The sequence below is a fragment of the Dactylosporangium sp. NPDC005572 genome (assembly GCF_040605515.1).
Taxonomy (GTDB): domain Bacteria; phylum Actinomycetota; class Actinomycetes; order Mycobacteriales; family Micromonosporaceae; genus Dactylosporangium.
Genome location: NZ_JBEXCY010000250.1, coordinates 1 through 15,631, shown reverse-complemented (window position 1 = coordinate 15,631; position 15,631 = coordinate 1). Strand labels below are relative to the sequence as shown.

Annotated in this window: 15 protein-coding genes; 7 read left to right on the top strand and 8 right to left on the bottom strand. The window is 75.4% G+C overall.

Features of this window, described 5'->3' with window-relative positions:
* Positions 1–165 (bottom strand): hypothetical protein (locus tag ABZS66_RS54000; RefSeq protein WP_354771463.1); only part of this gene is annotated, 165 nt, incomplete at its 3' end.
* 261 nt (positions 166–426) lie between these two features.
* On the opposite strand from ABZS66_RS54000, the gene ABZS66_RS53995 reads away from it, so the two are divergent.
* Positions 427–1,125, top strand: coding sequence for a CBS domain-containing protein (locus ABZS66_RS53995; RefSeq protein ID WP_354771461.1), 699 nt, complete (start codon positions 427–429; stop codon positions 1,123–1,125).
* Between the two features lie 16 nt (positions 1,126–1,141).
* Here ABZS66_RS53995 and ABZS66_RS53990 read toward each other — a convergent pair whose 3' ends face one another.
* Positions 1,142–2,377 (bottom strand): acetyl-CoA hydrolase/transferase C-terminal domain-containing protein, encoded by a 1,236-nt coding sequence (locus ABZS66_RS53990; protein ID WP_354771459.1) that lies wholly within the window; start codon positions 2,375–2,377, stop codon positions 1,142–1,144.
* The gene (locus ABZS66_RS53985) at positions 2,374–3,372 is read right to left on the bottom strand and encodes a nitroreductase family protein (RefSeq protein ID WP_354771457.1); all 999 of its coding nucleotides are present in this window, start codon (positions 3,370–3,372) and stop codon (positions 2,374–2,376) included. The genes ABZS66_RS53990 and ABZS66_RS53985 overlap by 4 nt, the downstream gene beginning before the upstream one ends.
* A 185-nt stretch (positions 3,373–3,557) precedes the next feature.
* Between ABZS66_RS53985 and ABZS66_RS53980 the strand changes: the two genes are divergently transcribed.
* The 6 genes from ABZS66_RS53980 to ABZS66_RS53955 all read left to right on the top strand — a co-directional run bounded on the left by ABZS66_RS53980 (position 3,558) and on the right by ABZS66_RS53955 (position 10,204).
* On the top strand, positions 3,558–3,968 hold the full coding sequence (locus ABZS66_RS53980) for a pyridoxamine 5'-phosphate oxidase family protein (protein ID WP_354771455.1): 411 nt from the start codon (positions 3,558–3,560) through the stop codon (positions 3,966–3,968).
* 77 nt (positions 3,969–4,045) lie between these two features.
* Positions 4,046–4,732 (top strand): CBS domain-containing protein, encoded by a 687-nt coding sequence (locus tag ABZS66_RS53975; protein ID WP_354771453.1) that lies wholly within the window; start codon positions 4,046–4,048, stop codon positions 4,730–4,732.
* A 28-nt stretch (positions 4,733–4,760) separates the two neighbouring features.
* Positions 4,761–5,585 carry a universal stress protein gene (locus tag ABZS66_RS53970; RefSeq protein ID WP_354771451.1) on the top strand — a complete coding sequence of 275 codons (825 nt, stop codon included), beginning with the start codon at positions 4,761–4,763 and terminating at the stop codon, positions 5,583–5,585.
* A gap of 5 nt (positions 5,586–5,590) precedes the next feature.
* Positions 5,591–8,233: a bifunctional acetaldehyde-CoA/alcohol dehydrogenase gene (gene adhE / locus ABZS66_RS53965; protein WP_354771449.1), complete on the top strand. Its 2,643-nt coding sequence runs from the start codon at positions 5,591–5,593 to the stop codon at positions 8,231–8,233.
* Positions 8,230–9,213 carry a nitroreductase family protein gene (locus ABZS66_RS53960; RefSeq protein WP_354771447.1) on the top strand — a complete coding sequence of 328 codons (984 nt, stop codon included), beginning with the start codon at positions 8,230–8,232 and terminating at the stop codon, positions 9,211–9,213. The genes adhE and ABZS66_RS53960 overlap by 4 nt, the downstream gene beginning before the upstream one ends.
* Before the next feature lie 16 nt (positions 9,214–9,229).
* Positions 9,230–10,204, top strand: a complete 975-nt coding sequence (locus tag ABZS66_RS53955) for a nitroreductase (protein WP_354771445.1) — start codon at positions 9,230–9,232, stop codon at positions 10,202–10,204.
* Here ABZS66_RS53955 and ABZS66_RS53950 read toward each other — a convergent pair.
* From ABZS66_RS53950 to ABZS66_RS53930, 5 genes are all read right to left on the bottom strand, one after another.
* A complete protein-coding gene (locus ABZS66_RS53950) occupies positions 10,182–10,436 on the bottom strand; it encodes an SHOCT domain-containing protein (RefSeq protein ID WP_354771443.1) in 255 nt (84 codons plus the stop codon). The genes ABZS66_RS53955 and ABZS66_RS53950 overlap by 23 nt on opposite strands.
* 98 nt (positions 10,437–10,534) lie before the next feature.
* Positions 10,535–10,849, bottom strand: a complete 315-nt coding sequence (locus ABZS66_RS53945; protein WP_354771441.1) for an HPF/RaiA family ribosome-associated protein — start codon at positions 10,847–10,849, stop codon at positions 10,535–10,537.
* A gap of 63 nt (positions 10,850–10,912) precedes the next feature.
* The gene (locus ABZS66_RS53940; protein WP_354771439.1) at positions 10,913–13,375 is read right to left on the bottom strand and encodes a cation-transporting P-type ATPase; all 2,463 of its coding nucleotides are present in this window, start codon (positions 13,373–13,375) and stop codon (positions 10,913–10,915) included.
* Positions 13,376–13,447: 72 nt separating this feature from the next.
* The gene (locus ABZS66_RS53935; RefSeq protein WP_354771437.1) at positions 13,448–14,302 is read right to left on the bottom strand and encodes a universal stress protein; all 855 of its coding nucleotides are present in this window, start codon (positions 14,300–14,302) and stop codon (positions 13,448–13,450) included.
* A gap of 19 nt (positions 14,303–14,321) precedes the next feature.
* Positions 14,322–15,631, bottom strand: a 1,310-nt coding sequence (locus ABZS66_RS53930; protein WP_354771435.1) for a putative PEP-binding protein, incomplete at its 5' end; no start/stop codon positions are given.

Sequence of the window (15,631 nt, the reverse complement as noted above, 5' to 3'; positions counted from 1 at the left end):
TCGGCGTGTTCGCCAGCTGGATCTTGATGACCAGCTCGACCGACTGGCCGCGGCGACGTCCGCGCCGCCCGGCGGCCCGGTGCCGTCCGGCGGGACGGCGGTCACCGCCACCAGCGTCCGGGTCCACCGGCACGCCTCGTCGGCGGCCCAGTGCACCGCACCCATGCTGTCGGCCGATCCGTCGACACCGACGACGATCGGCCCGTACTCGTAAGCCATGGGACACCTCCCTGCGTCACGGGCTGGAGTGGTCCCTCAAGGCCATCCTCCGTCGGCACGCCGCCGCGGTGACAGGGCCGATCGGCCCGGGTCGGCGGGACCCGCCCAACGACTCCCGTGACGGGTGTCGTTCGGCCCTGCCGGGGGTTTCCCGGCCGGTCGTACGGTCGGCCCGGGAGATGCCACAACGATGTCGAGGAGGCCGAGATGAGCCGCTGGAACGTGGCCGACGTGATGACCATCGGCGCGGTGTCCGTGCAGGAGGACACGCCGTTCAAGGAGATCGTGGACCTGATGGAGGCCCACGAGGTGAACGCGGTGCCGGTCGTCGACCGGTTCGACCGGGTCGTCGGGGTGGTCTCGTCCGCCGACCTCACCCCGAAGATCGAGTTCGCCGGCGACGACGAGCGGTTCCGGCTGTTCGAGAGCCGGCAGACCCGCCAGGCCCGCGGCAAGGCGCACGCGACCGCGGCGGGCGAGCTGATGAACGCGCCGGCGGTCACCGTCATGTCGACGACGTCGCTCGCCGCCGCGGCCCGGATCATGGACTCCGCCCAGCTGAAGCGGCTGCCGGTGGTCGACGAGCTGGGCCGGCTCATCGGCATGGTGACCCGCCGCGACCTGCTCAAGGTCTTCCTGCGCTCCGACGCGGAGATCCGCCGCGAGATCCTCGCCGAGGCCGTCGACGGTCTGGTCGGGGTCGACGCCGCGAGCCTGCGGGTCGAGGTCGACGACGGCGTGGTGACGCTGCTCGGCGAGGTCGAGCGGGCGTCCGTGGTGCCGTTCCTGGTCCGCCAGGTGGAGCGCGTCGACGGCGTCGTCGACGTGGTGAGCCACCTGTCGGCCGCCGTCGGCGACGACGCCGACGACGCGCAGCCCGGCTTCCGCCCGCCGGTGATGTTCTGAGCGCACGAGGGCCGGCTCAGACCAGCGGCAGCCCGAGGCCCCGGCCGGCGTCCCGCAGGCCGGGGCGGGCGTCCGGGTGGGCGGCGTGGTCGAGGATCTCCTGCGCCTGCTCGACCGAGTCGCTGCCCCAGATCCGGGCGGTGCCCTGCTCGGTGACGATGTAGCTGTGCTGGAACGAGGTCACCGGCCCGGTCAGCAGCGGTACCACCGCCGAGACGTCGGCCTTCGGGTGCCACGAGCGCAGCGCGATGATCGCGTGGCCGCCCGGCGAGTGCATGGCGCCCACGATGAAGTCGGTCTGCCCGCCGAACCCCGAGTGGGTACGTGCGCCGACCCGGCTGGCGTTCGCCTGGGCGAACAGGTCGACCTGCAGCGCGCTGTTGACGCTGAACAGCGCCGGCTGCGCCGCGATCGTGCCCGGGTCGTTGGTCTTCTCGGTGCGCAGCATCCGCACCCGCGGGTTGCGGTCGACCCAGTCGTACAGCTCGGCCGAGCCGAAGCAGAACGACGCCGTCACCGGCGTGTCGCGGTCGAGGCAGCCGGCCTTCTCCAGGGTGAGCGCCCCGTCGGAGAACATCTCCGACCAGATCCGCAGGCCGCGCCGGTCGAGCAGGGCGCCGAGCGTGGCGTCGGGGATCGCGCCGATGCCCAGCTGCAGCGTGGCGGCCGCGGGGATGAGCGCGGCGACCCGGTCGCCGATCGCGGCCGACGTCGCGTCGGGTGCCGCGGCGGCGTGCGCGGTGAGGGGCTCGTCCGCCTCCAGCAGGTAGTCCACCGCGTCCAGCGGCAGCTGCGCGTCGCCGTACGTGACCGGCATCGCGGCGTTCGCCTGCGCGACGACGATCCCGCCGCGGGCGCGGACCGCCTCGACCGCGGCCGGCAGGACGTTGACCTCGACGCCGAGGCTCACGGTCCCGCCCGACGGCCGGGCGGTGTGCAGGAGCACGACGTCGGGCCGCAGGCGCTGCCGCAGCAGTGCGGGCACCAGCGACAGGCGGCACGGGAAGTACCGCAGTCGCGGGTGGCCCCGCATGCCCGGCCCCACGAACGCCGTCTCGTAGCCGACGCCGTCGCGGTCCGGGAGGCCGGGCTGGGCGTTGAGCATGAACAGCCGGAACTCGGCCACGGCGGCGTCGGCGACGGCCAGCAGCCGCCGGGGCGCGGCGTGGTTGCCGCTCGCGACGATCCGCGGCGTGCCGGGCAGCGCGCCGAGGACGCGGGCGAGCTCCGCCTCGGTCACCGTGCGCGTCATCGGCCGGCCCCGGCCAGCGTGGTCCGGGGGAACGCGGTCGAGCGCGGCAGCGGCCGCTGATCCGGCTCGCGCAGCACCATGTCGCGGATGTCGCGGCGCGGCCCGGCCGGCGCCGGCTGGGCGTGGCCGACGCGCAGGATCATCTGCGGGTGCCAGCGGCCGTCCGGGTCCTCGAGGTACCGCCGGAAGTCGGGCACCTCCAGGGCCTGGGTCATCGGCTGGGTGGCCAGGCCGTGGACCGTCGCGGTGAGCAGGACCCGTTGCAGCGCCCGCCCGGCGGCCACCCAGGCGTCGGGCGTGTCCCGGCGGCTGTGCAGCACCACGAGCAGCGGGTGCCGTTCGAAGCGGGCGGCGGTGCGCTCGGCGAGCGGCAGGGTGAGGCCGAAGTCGCGCAGCGGCAGCGCGGCGGTGGCCGCCCGCGGCCCGAACGTGCGGGCCGTCACGCCGTCGCGGCGGTTGCCGTCCGCGTCGGTCCACCGGGCGAGCTCGCAGCGGTAGGCCGGGTCGCCGCGCTGACGGTCGTCGGCGGCCTGGGTGAGGGCCAGCACGGCGCTGCGGCGCAGCGGGTCGAGCACGGTCAGGCGGACGTCCGGGCCGGCCGCTGCGACCCGCAGCGCGTCGAGCACGTCCTCCCCGACGGGCGTGGCGGTGTAGGGGCCGCGGTTGGTGCGGCGATGGCCGATGGCCGAGGCCAGGACCAGCATGCCGTCCGACGGTTCCCGCTGCGGGCCCAGCAGCACCAGGCCCGGGCCCGCGAGGCGGGAGGTCCAGCCGGCGGCGGCCAGGGCGAGGCGGAGGTTGCACACGGCCGCGCCCAGGCTCAGGTGCATGGCCCGGCCGTCGGGGTCGACGACCGCGAGGGCACGCCGCGGGTCGGTGATGATCTCGATCCGGTCGGTACCGAGGCGGAACAGCCACGGCTGGGTGTTGTGCATCGAGGGCGCCGTGACGGCCGCGCGCACGCAGGCCGCGGCGGTGCGGTCCGGGAGTTCCATGCCCCCGACCCTGCCCCGGGAGGGTCCGGCCGGCCAGGGGCGATGGTCCCGCCCGGACCGGGACCCGGCGGTGACCCGCGGCGGCCCGGCGGGCGGTGCGGAAGGTCCCGGGTGACCCGGGCCGTTCGGCCCTGGTGGTGGCCCGCCCGGGGGCGGCAGTGTCGGCGGGATCGGGAAGGAGCACGATGGCGCAACTGCGGTCGCTGAGCCGGGAACGCTGCCTGGAGCTGCTGGCGTCGGTGCCGGTCGGCCGGGTGGTGTTCACCCAGCGGGCGCTGCCCGCGATCCGGCCGGTGAACCACCTGGTCGACGGGGGCACGATCGTCATCCGGACCAACCTGGGCGCGGCGCTCGGCTCGACCGCGACCACCAACGGGCCGGTCGTCGTCGCGTACGAGGCCGACACGATCGACGTCGGCGCCCACGCCGGCTGGACCGTGGTCGTCACCGGCACCGCGCGGCTGATCCTCGACGAGGCGCGCGTCGCCCGGTACGAGCGGCTCCTGCAGCCGTGGGTCGACGACACGATGAACTGCGTCGTCGGCATCGACTGCGACCTCGTCACCGGCTACGAGCTGGTGCCGGTCCCGTCGTGACGTGACCTTCGGCCCGTGCGGCGGCCCCGCCCGTGCGTCACGGTGAATCCGAGACGACGCACGAGAGGGGCAGGTCCATGAAAGCGCTGCTGGTACGTGACGTGATGACCCGGAACGTGGTGACCGTCGCCCCGGGCGCCGGTTACCGGCAGCTCGTCGACCTGCTCGTCGAGCACGGCGTCAGCGCCCTGCCGGTGGTCGGCGACGACCGGCAGGTGCTCGGGGTGGTGTCGGAGGCCGACCTGCTGCACAAGGTCGAGTTCAACGGCGCCGACGTCCACGCCCGGCTGTTCGAGCGGCGCCGCGACCGCGTCGCCAAGGGCAAGGCCGGTGGCGAGACCGCCGGGCAGCTCATGACCACCCCGGCCGTGACGGTGCCGGCGGACGTGACCCTCACCCGGGCCGCACAGGTCATGGAGCAGCACCGGGTGAAGCGGCTGCCCGTCGTGGACGACGACGGGAACCTCGTCGGCATCGTGGCCCGGCGCGACCTGCTGCGCCGGTACCTGCGCAACGACGACGAGATCAGCCGGGAGATCGTCGGCGGCGTCCTGCAGGGCGTCCTGTGGCTGGACCCGATCGAGGTCGTCGTCGGCGTCGCCGCGGGCCACGTCACCCTCACCGGCAAGGTCGACCGGCGCAGCACCGCGCAGATCGCCGTCCGCCTGGTCCGGGCGCTCGACGGCGTCGTGGGCGTCACCGACGCCCTGGAATGGGGCTTCGACGACACGACGGTGCAGCGCCGCTACACCTTCGACGTCTGACGCACACGGGAGGCACGGGAGGGCGGCCATGTCATCGCACAGTGTCGTTGTCGGCTACGACGGTTCGGCGGCCTCGTGGGCGGCCGCGCGGTACGCGGCCGGCGAGACCGCGGCGGCGGACGGATCGCTGCGCCTGATCCACGCACCGCTCGAACGGGCCGCCTACGCCGTCTCGAACCCGCTCGCCCTCGCCGACGACCCGCAGACCGGGGCCCGGCGGCTGGCCGACGCGGCCCGCGACGCGCTGCTGGGCGAGTACCCGGGGCTCGACGTACGGGCCGTCGTCGCCGACCGGGCGGCCGGCGCCGCGCTCGTGCGGGCGACCCGCTCGGCCGACCTGGTGGTCCTGGGCCGGTACGGCCGGCACACCGCCGCGCACGTCGTCGCGTACGCCGCCTGCCCGGTCGTCATCGCCGGCGCCGCACCGGACGACACGGGTGCGCTCGCGGTGGTGCTCGGCGTGGACGATCCCGCACCGCACGTGCCGGCGCTGTGGTTCGCCTTCGACGCCGCCCGGCGCCGCGGCACGGCCCTGCGGATCTGTCACGTCCTGCCACTCGACCGCGGCGCCGATCCGGACGAGCGCCGGCAGCTCAGCGAGGCCCTCGCCGCCTGGCGGCCGGCGTTCGCGGAGGTGCCGGTCGCCGTCGACGTCCTGGCCGGGCTCGATCCGGCCGCCCGGCTGCTCGACGCCGCCGCCGGCGCGTCGCTGGTCGTGGTCGGCAACCGGCACCGGGAGCTCGGCGCCGTCGCGGCGGTCGTCGCCGCGAACACCACCTGTCCGATCGCCCTGGTGCGGGACCTGCCCCGCCGGGCCCGGCTCGTGGACACCACCGCACTCCGAGGGATGTGATGATCGTGACCATCGCCCCGTCGCGCAGCGACCCGACCGTCACCGTCGAGGCCCCCGTGGAGGCCCCCGCCGCGGCGATCGACCGCCTGGTGCGCCAGGCCGGGCAGGCGCTCGGCGGCTACGCGGACCTGCGTCAGGAACAGGTCGACCACATCGTCAAGAAGGCCTCCGTCGCCGCCCTCAGCCAGCACGGGCGCCTCGCGGAGCTGGCGATCGAGGAGACCGGCCGCGGCGTCTTCGAGGACAAGGCGGTCAAGAACGTCTTCGCCTCGGAGCACATCGCGCACAGCCTGGACGGGCTGCGCACCGTGGGCGTGGTGTCCCGCGACGACATCGACGGGATCGTCGAGATCGCCGAGCCGGTCGGCGTGGTCTGCGCCGTCACGCCGGTGACGAACCCGACGTCGACCACCGTGTTCAAGGCGCTCATCGCGCTGAAGACCCGCAACCCGGTCGTGTTCGCGTTCCACCCCGCCGCGCAGCGGTGCAGCGCCGAGGCCGCCCGGATCGTCCGCGACGCGGCGGTGGCCGCCGGCGCGCCGCGGCACTGCATCCAGTGGGTCGAGGCCCCGTCGATCGAGGCGACCCAGGCGCTCATGCAGCACCCCGGCGTGGCCGTCATCCTCGCCACCGGCGGCAGCGGCATGGTCCGGGCCGCCTACTCAGCCGGCAAGCCCGCCCTCGGCGTCGGCCCCGGCAACGTGCCCGCCTACGTCGAGCGCACCGCCGACGTCGTGCGCGCCGTGCACGACATCGTCGTGTCCAAGACCTTCGACAACGGCATGATCTGCGCGTCGGAGCAGGCCGTCATCCTCGACAAGGAGATCGCCGAGGAGGCCCTGGCCGTGTTCGCGCGGCTGCACGCCCACGTCGCCACCCCGGCGCAGAAGCAGCAGCTGGAGCGGTTCATCTTCACCGGGGCCCTCAATCCCGACGTGGTCGGCCGGTCGGCGGCGTGGATCGCCGAGCGCGCCGGCTTCGAGGTACCCCCCGACACGTCCGTCATCCTGGTGCCCGTCGACTCGGTCGGGTCGCACGAGCCGCTCACCCGGGAGAAGCTCTGCCCGGTGCTCGCCGTGCTGCGTGCCGCGTCGCGCGAGGACGGGTTCCGGCTCGCCGAGCAGATGGTCGAGCTCGACGGCCTCGGCCACAGCGCCGTGATCCACACGGCGCTTCCCGAGGTCGCCGAGGCGTACGGGCAGCGGGTGAAGGCGGTCCGGATCATCTGGAACTCGCCGTCGTCGCAGGGCGGCATCGGCGACGTCTACAACGCGTTCCTGCCCTCGCTCACCCTCGGCTGCGGCAGCTACGGGCGCAACTCGGTCTCCGGCAACGTCTCGGCGGTCAACCTGCTCAACATCAAGCGGGTCGGGCGGCGCACGAACAACCTGCAGTGGTTCAAGGTCCCGCCGCGGATCTACTTCGAGCCCAACGCGATCCGGTACCTCGCCGACATGCCCGACGTGCACCGCGTCACCGTCGTGACCGACCCGACGATGACCCGCCTCGGCTACGTCGACCGCATCCGCGGCGTGCTGCGCCGCGGCGCCAACCCGGTGACGGTGCAGATCCTCGACGACGTCGAGCCGGAGCCGACGATGGCGACGGTCGAACGGGGCGCCGAGCTGATGCGGGCGTTCCGGCCCGACACGATCATCGCCCTCGGCGGCGGCTCGCCGATGGACGCGGCCAAGGTGATGTGGCTGCTCTACGAGCACCCGGGCACCGAGTTCGCCGACATGCGGGAGAAGTTCTTCGACATCCGCAAGCGCGCGTTCACCTTCCCGAACCTGGGCCGCCTGGCCCGGCTGGTGTGCGTCCCGACGACGTCGGGCACCGGCGCCGAGATCACCCCGTTCGCCGTGATCACGGACACGGCCACCGGCATGAAGTACCCGCTCGCCGACTACGCGCTCACCCCGAGCGTGGCGATCGTCGACCCGGCGCTCACCGCCGACCTGCCGCCGAACGTGACCGCCGACAGCGGGTTCGACGCGCTCACGCACGCGACCGAGGCGTACGTGTCGGTGTACGCCAGCGACTACACCGACGGCCTCGCCCTGCACGCGATCCGGCTCATCTTCGAGCACCTGCCGGCCGCCGTGCGTGACGGCGCCGCCGCGCCGGTGGCCCGCGAGAAGATGCACAACGCCGGCTCGATCGCCGGGATGGCGTTCGGCAACGCCTTCCTGGGCATCGTCCACGCGCTCGCGCACACCCTCGGCGCCACGTTCCACATCGCGCACGGGCGGACCAACGCGATCCTGCTGCCGCACGTGATCCGGCACAACGGCACGGTGCCGGCGAAGCTGACCGCCTGGCCGAAGTACGAGCGGTACGTCGCCCCGCAGCGGTACCAGGACATCGCCCGCATGCTCGGCCTGCCGGCGGCCACGCCCGAGGAGGGCGTGGAGTCCTACGCGGCGGCGGTCGAGCGGCTGCGGGCCGAGGCCGGCATCGAGCCGTCGTTCCAGGCGGCCGGCGTCGACGAGACGGCGTTCCTGGACGCCCTGCCCCAGCAGGCCATGAACGCGTACCTGGACCAGTGCGCCCCGGCCAACCCGCGCATGCCGATGCTCGCCGACCTGCGCGAGCTGATGCGGACCGCCTACTACGGCCGCGCCGCCGAAGATCGGAGGGCATCATGACGCAGCATCCACGCGCAGCGCTCGACCAGCTGGCCGAGGCGTCCATCGCCGCCCTGCGCGCCCCGTCCATCCTCAACACGCAGCCGTGGCGGTGGCGCCTCGCCGGCGACCACGCCGAGCTGTGGGCCGACCGGGCCCGCCGGCTCGACGGGCTCGACCCCGACGGGCGGCTGCAGCTGCTCAGCTGCGGTACCGCGCTGCACCACGCCACCGTCGCGCTGCGGGCCGCCGGGTACGCGGCGGACATCGACCGGCTGCCCGACCCGCAGCGGCCCGACCTGCTGGCCCGCATCCGTCAGGGCGCGCCGGGCCCGGCCGACCGGGAGCTGTACGCGGCGCTCTACCGCCGCCGCACCGACCGCCGGCCGTTCTCGGACCGCCGCCCGGACGAGGCCGTGCTGGCGCAGCTTCGCTCGGCCGCCGAGCGGCACGGCGTGCACCTGCACGTGGTGCGGGCCGATCAGGTCACCGCGTTCGCGTCCGCGGTCGCCCACGCCAACACGGTGGAGCGGTCCGAGACCCGGTTCCGCGACGACATCCTGGCCTGGACGACCCGCCCCCGCCAGGAGCGCGACGGGGTCTCGCCCCGCAGCACGGTCGCGGGCGGCGGACGGACCGTCCCGCCGAGGGACCTGGACCTGGCCGCGCCGGCGGCGCTGGACCCGGGTCCCGGCACCGACCAGGGCACCGTCCACCTCATCCTCGTCGTCGACACCGAGGCTCCTGCCGCGTGGCTCGCCGCGGGCGAGGCGCTGTCCGACGTCTGGCTGACCCTCACCGCCCGCGGGCTCGCGGCCTCGCCGATCAGCGAGGTCGTCGAGGTGGAGCCGGTGCGCTCCGCGCTGCGGCGGCTGCTCGGCGGCGTGGGCCACCCGGCGATCGCCATGCGCGTCGGCTACGCGGCGCAGGACGCCGGACCGGTCCCCATGTCGACCCGCCGTTCCGGCACCGATACTGTCGGACTACCAGGTCAACCGTGACCACGAGGCAGGTGAGATGACCGAGCAGGTCACCCAGGCGCTGGTCGGCGCGGCACAGACCGCCCGGCTGGCGCCTTCGGTGCACAACACGCAACCGTGGCGCTGGGTCGTCCGCGGCGACCGGCTGGAGCTGCACGCCGTGCCCGCGCGGCAGCTCCAGGAGCAGGACCCGAGCGGCCGGCTGATGCTCGTGAGCTGCGGCGCCGCGCTGCACCACGCGCTGGTCGGCCTGGCCGCCGAGGGCTGGACCGCCGAGGTCGACCGCCCGGCCGGGCCGTCCGGCGCGCCGCTCGCGGTCGTGCGGGCCGTCGCGCACGAGCCCGCCGACCCGCACGCCATGCAGCGGCTCCAGCTGCTGCGGGTGCGGCACACCGACCGCCGGGTGGTCGGCCCGGAGCCGGTGCCGCCGGGGGTGCGCCAGGCGCTCGTCGACGCGGCCCGCCAGGCCGGCGCGCGGCTGCACGTCCTGCGCCGCGACGAGGTGCTGCAGCTCGCCGTCATGGTGGAGCACGCCGACGAGGCCCACCGCCGCGACGAGCGGATGCGGGCCGAGACGGCGTCGTGGGTCGGCGGTGAACGCCCCGGGGGTTCCGGCGTGCCCGACGCCGTGCTGCCGGCCGAGCTGCCGCTGACCACGGTGGCCGAGCGCGACTTCGGCGTGACCGGCTCCCTGGTCGCCGGCGAGGGCCACGACTCCGCCGCGTCGTACGCGGTGCTCTACGGCGACGCCGACGAGCCCGAGCAGTGGCTGCGGGCCGGCGAGGCGCTCAGCGAGGTGTGGCTGTGCGCGACGTCGCACGGCACGACGGTCCTGCCGCTGAGCAGCCCGGTCGAGCTGGACTTCACCCGGCAGGCGCTGCGGCGGATGCTGTCCGACACCGGCTACCCCTACCTGGTGCTGCGGCTCGGGGTCGCCGACCCGGACCACGCGGGCCCGCCGCACACGCCGCGGCTGCCGGCGGATCAGGTCATCGAGGTCGTGGAGCAGTGACCCCGGCCCGGAGCACGGCCAGCCGGTGCTGGTACTCCTCGTCGTCGATCTCGCCGCGGGCGTAACGCTCGGCGAGGACCGCCTCGGGATCCCCGGCCGTCCCGGCCGTCCGGGCCGTCCCGGCGGGTCGTGGCCGGGTGGCCAGCGCGACCGCGACCGCCGCCGCGATCAGCAGGACGAACAGCAGGCCGGTCAGCGGCAGGCCGGTCATGCCGTGCTGGTACCACATCATGGCGTCCTCCTCGGCTTCTCCTTCCAGCATCCCGCCCGCGGACGGCGGCGGGGCAGGGCCGGAAGTCCCGGACCTGCCCCGCCGTAGGTCGCCCGCGGTCACCGGACGGCGGTGCGGCGCTCCATCTGGGCCAGCAGGTGGTCCTGGAGCAGGTCCACGGCCTCGTACGGGGTGTCGGCGTGGGCCTCGGCGTGCAGCACGTGGCCGTTGAGGTCGATCTCGGCGCGGGCCGTCACCGGCCGGGTCGCGGCGGGGTTGCCGATCCGGTCGAGCCGGACCCGGGCGAACAGCACGGGCCGGCCCGTGTGCCCGATCGCCGCGGCGACCTTCTCCCGGGCGTAGACCTGCACGCGCCGGCCCATGCCGGGCTGGACCTGCACGGTGACGTCGACCTCGTCGTGTGTGCGAGACATCGTTGCCGTCCCTTCGCTGTACCGTCACTTCGCTGTACCGTCGCGGAGATCAACCGCTTGTGATCATTCGACCGCCTCGCGGGCGGCGGTTGCAGGGCCGTTCGACCCGGCCCGGCGGGTCGCAAGGGCCGTGACCGCGCCGGGCACCGCGGCCACCAGCGCGCACGCGGCCAGCTGGACGACCGTGAGCGGTTCGGTACCGAGCAGGTCCCGCAGCGGCGCCACCCACACCGCGGCCACCTGCAGCAGCAGGGACAGCGCGACGGCGGCGTCCAGGCTGCGGTTGCGGGCCCGGCCGGCCCGCACCCGCAGGGCGAGGGCGATGCCGAGCTGGGCCAGGCCCAGCGTCACGAACAGCACAGTGCGCCAGGGGCCGCCGGTGTGCTCGGTCCACAGCGCCGCGCCGAGCACGGTGACGGTGATGAGCGCGCCGATGAGCCCGATCCGCCCGGTCAGCCCGCCGAGGACGGCCTGATCGGGCCGGCGGGGCGGGCGGCGCATCAGGCCGGGGGTGGCCGGTTCGCCGCCGAGGGCGACCCCGGGCAGGCCGTGGGTGATCATGTTGATCCACAGGATCTGGGCGGGCAGCAGCGGTACCGCCAGGCCCAGCCACGGCCCGGCGAGCATCACGAGGATCTCGGCGACGCCACCGGCGAGGGCGTACACCAGGAACCGGCGGATGTTGGCGTAGATGCGCCGGCCCTCGCGGATCGCGGTGCCGATGGTCGCCAGGTCGTCGTCGGCGAGCACCAGGTCGGCGGCCTGCCGGGCGGCCTCGGTACCACCGCGGCCCATCGCCACGCCGATGTCGGCCCGGCGCAGCGCGGGCGCGTCGTTCACGCCGTCGCCGGTCATCGCCACGACGTGCCCGTCGTGCTGCAGCCGCCGGATGATGGTGAGCTTCTCCTCGGGGCGGGTGCGCGCGTAGACGGCCGCGGCCGGGTCGTCGCCGGGCCGGACCAGGCCGACCCGGGCGGCGACCGCCGTCGCGGTGGCCGGGTGGTCGCCGGTGATGAGGATCGGGCGGATGCCGGCGGCGTGGAACGCGGCGACGGTGCCGGATGCCGCCTCGCGGACCGGGTCGGTGAGCGCGACCAGGCCGAGCAGGCGCAGCCCGTCCTCGAGGCGGTCGTGGGCGGGGCGCTCGTCGTGGTGGGCGGTGGCGACCGCGAGGACCCGGTACCCGTCGTCGGCGAGCTGCGCGGCGCCGAGCTCGTCGGCCGTGAGCAGCACGTCCGGGGCGCCCTTGGCGACGACCAGGTAGCCGCCGGCGGGGTCGGTGTGCACGGTGGTCATCCGGCGGCGTTCGGCGTCGAACGGCACCTCGTCGACCCGCGGGTAGCGGTCGCGCAGCGCGACGGCGACGCCGCAGCGGCCGGCGGCGGTGAGCAGCGCGGCCTCCATCGGGTCGCCGACCGGGGTCCAGGTCCCGTCGTCGCCGGTGGCGAGGCCGGCGTCGGTGCACAGCACCAGCGCGCGGGCCAGCTCGGTGCCGGCGGGGCCGGGGGCGGGCTCGGCGGTGCCGTGCGGGTCGTAGCCGCGGCCCGTGAACGTGATCGTCGCCCCGTCCGGCAGCACGAACCGGTCGACGCTCATGAGGCCCTCGGTGAGGGTGCCGGTCTTGTCGGTCGCCAGGACGGTGACCGAGCCCAGGGTCTCCACGGCCGGCAGGCGCCGCACGATCGCCGAGCGGCGCGCCATCCGGTGCGCGCCGAGCGCCAGCGCGAGGGTGACGACGGCCGGCAGCGACTCCGGCACCGCGGCGACGGTCAGGCTGACCGCGGCGAGCAGCATCTCGGTGACCGGCTGGCCGCGCAGCACGCCGACGGCGAAGACCACGGCCGACAGGGTCACCGCGACGGCGGCGAGGACCTTGCCGAGCCCGGCGAGGCGCCGCTGCAGCGGGGTGGCGCGGCGGGGCTGGCCGGCCACGAGCGCGGCGATGCGGCCCAGGGCGCTGTCGGTGCCGGTGCGGACCACCTCGCCGATGGCCCGGCCGGTGGCGGTGACGGTCCCGGCGGACAGCTCGTCGCCGACCGTCCGGGCCACGGTCATCGACTCGCCGGTGAGGGCCGACTCGTCGGTGGTGAGCCGTACGGCCTCGACGACGCGCAGGTCGGCCGGGACCACGTCGCCGGCCTCGACCCGCACCACGTCGCCGGGCACCAGCTCGGCCGCCGGCAGGACGACGTCGGCGCCGTCGCGGCGCACCCGGGCGTGGGGTGCCGCCATGCGCCGCAGCGCGGCGACGGCGCGGTCGGCCCGCACCTCCTGGATCACGCCGATGGTGGTGTTGAGGACGATGACGAGGGCGATGACCGCCAGGTCGGCGAGGTCGCGCAGGACGGCCGTGACGGCCATCGCGGCGAGCAGGACGACGATGAGCGGGTCACGCAGCTGGGCGCCGACCCGCCCGGCGATCGACGGCGGCCGCGCCGCCGGCAGCTCGTTGCGCCCCGTCGTGGACCGGATCTCGGCGGCCCGGGCCGTGGTGAGACCCGCCGGCGCCGACGTGGTGGTCGTCATGCTTCCACCGTCACGCGGGCGGGGGCCCGATGTCAGGGCCGAAGGTCACCCCGGCGCCGGGCCCGTGCACGCCTACGCGTGGCCGATGAGCACGGGGCACTCGGCGTGGTGCATGAGCTGCTGGCCGACGGAGCCGAGCAGCAGCCCGGTGAACCCGCCGTGGCCGCGGCTGCCGACGACCACGAGCTGCGCCGTGTGCGACGCGCCGATGAGCACCTTCGCCGCCCGGCCGACGGCCACCCGGGTCTCGACGGCCACGTCCGGGTACTTCCCGGCCCAGCCGGCGACGGAGGCCTCGAGGGCCGCGCGCTCCTGCGCCTCGATCGCGCTGTACGGCAGCAGCGGCCGGATCGGCGGCACGTACGCACGAATCGCGACGAGCCCGGCGCCGCGGGCGCGGGCGGCCTCGAACGCGAGGGCCAGGGCGGCGTCGGCGCCGGGCGAGTCGTCGGTGCCGGCGACGACCGGCCCGCCGGCCGCGTCGCCGCGGCCCCGGACGACGGCCACCGGGACGCGGGCGTGGGTGGCGACCTGCTGGCTGACCGAGCCCAAGACGAGGTTCGCCAGCCCGCCGGCGCCGCGGTTGCCGACGACGAGCAGCCGGGCGCCGGCCGCGCCGAGGTCGAGCAGGGTGGCGGCGGGCAGGGCGTCGACGGCCGTGGCGACGACGTCGATGCCGGTGCCGCGCCCGCGGACCCGGGCGACGGCGTCGCCGACGAGCGTCTCGGCCTGCCGGTACGCGGCCTCGGCGAGCTCCGGTGCGATGTCGTAGTAGGCGCCGGGCCAGACCTGCCGGTAGGCGTTGACGATCTGCAGCTGCGCGCCGGCCCGTTCGGCCTCGGCGGCGGCCCAGTCGACGGCGGCGAGGGACCCGGCCGAGGCGTCGTAGCCGACGACGATGCGCTGCCGGTCCACTGTTGGGTTCATGGCTCCTCCTCGGAGGGTTTCAGCGGGTGTCGGAGCCGCTCGCCGTGACCGCGCTGCGGCCGGCCTCGAGGCGCGCGACCGGGACGCGGAACGGCGAGCAGGACACGTAGTCGAGGCCCGCCTCGTGGAAGAAGTGGATGGAGTCGGGGTCGCCGCCGTGCTCGCCGCAGACGCCGATGTGCAGGTCGGGCCGGGCGGCGCGGCCCTCGGCGACGGCGATGCGCACCAGCCGGCCGACCCCGTCGCGGTCGATCGACTCGAACGGGGAGACGCCGAAGATGCCGAGCTCCAGGTACCGCGTGAAGAAGGCCCCTTCGACGTCGTCGCGGGAGAACCCCCAGCCCATCTGGGTGAGGTCGTTCGTGCCGAACGAGAAGAAGTCGGCGGCCCGGGCGATCGTGCCGGCGGTCAGGGCGGCGCGGGGCACCTCGATCATCGTGCCGATGCGCGCGTCGACCCCGAGCTCGCGCAGGATCCCCTGGGCCTCGTCGCGCACGGCCTCCAGCTCCTCGACGGCGCCGACGAGCGGCACCATGATCTCCGGGCGGGCGCCGCCGACCAGCAGCGCCGCCTCGGCGATCGCCCGCACCTGCATCGCGAACAGGCCGGGGACGACCAGGCCGAGGCGCACGCCGCGCAGGCCGAGCATCGGGTTCTCCTCGTGCATGCGGTGGACCGCGTCGAGCAGCTCGCGGTCACGGGCGAGGTCCTGGCCGGGGTCGTCGCCGCGCTCCTCGGCGACGGCGACCTTCACCGCGAGGTCCTCCAGCGGCGGCAGGAACTCGTGCAGCGGCGGGTCGATCAGCCGGATCGTCACCGGCAGCCCGGCCATCTCCTGGAACAGCCCGGCGAAGTCGCCGCGCTGCAGCGGCAGCAGCTCGGCGAGGGCGGCGTCGCGCTGCTGCGGCGTGCGGGCCAGGATGAGCCGCTCCACCAGGGCGCGGCGCTCGCCGAGGAACATGTGCTCGGTGCGGCACAGCCCGATGCCCTGCGCGCCGAACCGGCGGGCCCGGGCCGCGTCGGCCGGCGTGTCGGCGTTCGCCCGTACCGCGAGCCGCCGGGTCTTGTCCGCGTGGGTGAGGATCCGGTCGACCGCGCGGACGAGCGGGTCGGCCTGCGGGTCGCGGGCGCCTTCGAAGTACTGCACCACCGGGGAGGGCTGGACCGGCACCCGGCCGAGGTAGACCCGCCCGGTCGTGCCGTCGATGGAGACCAGGTCACCCTCGCGGACCACGTGCCCGCCGACCGTGAACCGCCGCCGGTGGACGTCGACGTCGAGCTCGTCGGCGCCGCAGACGCAGGTCTTGCCCATGCCGCGGGCCACCACGG